The organism is Micromonospora sp. ATA51 (assembly GCF_016802855.1).
Taxonomy (GTDB): Bacteria; Actinomycetota; Actinomycetes; order Mycobacteriales; family Micromonosporaceae; genus Micromonospora; species Micromonospora sicca.
Genome location: NZ_JAEVHJ010000553.1, coordinates 1 through 2,475, shown reverse-complemented (window position 1 = coordinate 2,475; position 2,475 = coordinate 1). Strand labels below are relative to the sequence as shown.

Here is a 2,475-nt window from a genome sequence, read left to right as displayed (position 1 = left end):
ACGACCGGTGGGGCGGCGGGGCCGGGCGGGTGGTGTGGGCGCCGTGGTGGTCGGCGCCGGGTTCTCCGGGGCGGTGGTGTCCGGCACGGGCTCGGTCGTCGGGGCCGGCGGGGTGGTCTCCGGAGGCGCGCTCTCGGTCGCGGCGCCGTGGTCGGCAGCGGCTCCGTCGCGGTCGGGTCGACCGGGGGAGTGCTGTCGGTCGGCTCCGCGCCGGGCTCGTCCACCGGATCGGTGGCCGCGGTGACCACGCCCGTCGCCGCCCGGGACGCGGTCGCCCAGGCGGGAGCGACCGCGGCCGCCGTCGCCAGGCCGGCCGCGAGCGACGCCGCCAGCAGTGCGGAGGTACGTCGCCGGCCAGCCCGCCGATCGGGGCGTACGGGCAGGTCGGCCATCTGTCCTCCGTGACACTCAGCGAGTTTTCATATTCGGTAATGGTTGCCGTGGAGCACTAGTCCCGGGAGGAAACAAATACGTAACGTGTTCGATACGCCTCGGCGACCGGCGCGGTAGGCTCGTCCCCCGTGACCGGTTACCTCGGCTCGTACGCCACGCTCGGTCTCCTGCTGCTTGCCAGCGTCCTCTTCTTCGTTACGGCGTTCTCGGCCAATCGGGTGTTACGTCCTGGCCGTCCGGCCGATCCCTGGGGCAAGCGGACCAGCTACGAATGCGGGCTCGACCCGGTCGGCGGCGACTGGGCGCAGATGCAGATCCGCTACTACGTCTACGCGTACCTCTACGTGCTCTTCGCGGTCGAGGCGGTCTTCCTCTTCCCGTGGGCGCTGGTCTTCGACCGGCCCGGGTTCGGTGTCACCACCGTGGTCGAGATGGGGGTCTTCGTCGCCGTGGTCGCGCTCGGCGTCCTCTACGCCTGGCGGAAGAACATCCTGCGCTGGACCTGATCCCCGCCGGCCCCGGCCGGCCGCCGGTCAGGCCAGGCCGCGCCGGGTCAGGGTGGGCGGCCGGTCGCCCCGGATCGAGGCGATCATGTCCAGCACCCGACGGGTCTGGCGCACCTGGTGGGCGCGGAACACCCGGGCCCCCAGCCACGCCGAGACCGCGGTCGCGGCCAGCGTGCCCTCCAACCGGTCCGGCACCGGCAGGTCCAGCGTCTCGCCGATGAAGTCCTTGTTCGACAGGGCCACCAGCAGCGGCCAGCCGGTGTCGGTGAGCTCCGCGAGCCGTCGGGTGATCTCCAGCGACTGCCGGGTGTTCTTGCCGAAGTCGTGCGCCGGGTCGATCAGGATGCCGTCAGGGCGTACGCCGAGGGCGACCGCCCGCTCGGCGAGCCCGGTCACCGTCGCGACCACGTCGGCCACCACGTCGTCGAAGGCGGCCCGGTGCGGCCGGGTCCGCGGAGCGAGCCCGCCGGCGTGCGAGCAGACCAGCCCGGCACCGGTTGCCGCGGCGACCCGGGCCAGCGCGGGGTCCGCCCCGGACCAGGTGTCGTTCAGCAGGTCGGCGCCGGCCGCCACCGCCTCCACCGCCACTTCGGCCCGCCAGGTGTCGATCGAGATGACCACGTCGGGGAAGGCGGTGCGGACCGCGGCGATGGTGTCCACCGTCCGGCGGATCTCCTCGGCGACGTCGACCTCGTCGCCCGGCCCGGCCTTCACCCCGCCGATGTCGATGATCTCCGCGCCCTCGGTGACCGCGCGCTCCACCGCGCGCAGCGCGCTGTCGGACGCGAAGGTGGCGCCCCGGTCGAAGAACGAGTCCGGGGTGCGGTTGACGATCGCCATCACCACCAGTTCGCCGGGGGCGAACGTGCGCCCACCGAGCCGCAGCGTCCCGGCCATCCCGCCTCCTGGTCTCCCCGCACCGTCGGCCGTACCGCCGGCCGCCCCCGACGCTATCCGGTCCGCCGTCGCCCGCTCCGTCCGGTACGTCCCGCGGTTGTGATTCATGATCGGAGCGGGTGGAGGGCTCGCCCGGGACCGGCCCGCATGCCACGATCTCTCCATGGGTGAGGTTCTGCTCCTCTTGGTCGTCGCGCTGACCGTCGCGGCGGTGGTGTTCGGGGTGACGGTGCTGGTCTCCGGGCGTGACCCGGGCCTCGCGCCGGCCGAGCCGGACGGCGGGCCGTGCCCCTGCCGGGCGCCCGCCCGTTGCACGAGTCGGACATCGCCGAGGTGCGCTTCGACACCGCCCTGCGCGGCTACCGGATGGCCCAGGTCGACCAGGCGATGCGCCGGGCGGCCTACGACATCGGCTACAAGTCCGAGTTGATCGGCGTGCTGGAGGCGGAGGTTCTCGCGCTCCGCGAGGGCCGCACCGCGGACGCCGACGCGCTGCGCCGCGCCCGGGAGGAGTCCGCCGGCCCGAGCCCCGCCGCGTCGCCCCGAGCGACGCGGTGAGCCCGGCCGGCGACACCCGGGCTGACCTCAGTCAACCTGTCCCGCGCCCGGTGGAGAAAGAGCAGCCGATCGAGTGGGAACGGCCAGTGCGTGGAGGTCGCCGATCTCGTCCACGTCGTCG

Annotated in this window: 3 protein-coding genes and 2 pseudogenes; 3 read left to right on the top strand and 2 right to left on the bottom strand. The window is 73.8% G+C overall.

All coding sequences use genetic code 11. The features are described 5' to 3' along the window. Positions 1 to 392: pseudogene (locus JNW87_RS37580) on the bottom strand (hypothetical protein); the annotation flags it as partial. Between the two features lie 129 nt (positions 393 to 521). Between JNW87_RS37580 and ndhC the strand changes: the two are divergent. Further along, a complete protein-coding gene (gene ndhC, locus JNW87_RS37575) occupies positions 522 to 899 on the top strand; it encodes an NADH-quinone oxidoreductase subunit A (RefSeq protein WP_109804738.1) in 378 nt (125 codons plus the stop codon). 27 nt (positions 900 to 926) lie between these two features. Here ndhC and folP read toward each other — a convergent pair whose 3' ends face one another. Then, positions 927 to 1,796: a dihydropteroate synthase gene (gene folP, locus JNW87_RS37570; protein WP_109804737.1), complete on the bottom strand. Its 870-nt coding sequence runs from the start codon at positions 1,794 to 1,796 to the stop codon at positions 927 to 929. Between the two features lie 163 nt (positions 1,797 to 1,959). Between folP and JNW87_RS37565 the strand changes: the two are divergent. Together JNW87_RS37565 and JNW87_RS37560 are read left to right on the top strand one after the other, a co-directional pair. Then, positions 1,960 to 2,333, top strand: a pseudogene (locus tag JNW87_RS37565) (DivIVA domain-containing protein); the annotation flags it as partial. A 42-nt stretch (positions 2,334 to 2,375) separates the two neighbouring features. Then, positions 2,376 to 2,475: DUF397 domain-containing protein (locus JNW87_RS37560; protein WP_238454914.1), on the top strand; the 100-nt coding region annotated here is incomplete at its 3' end.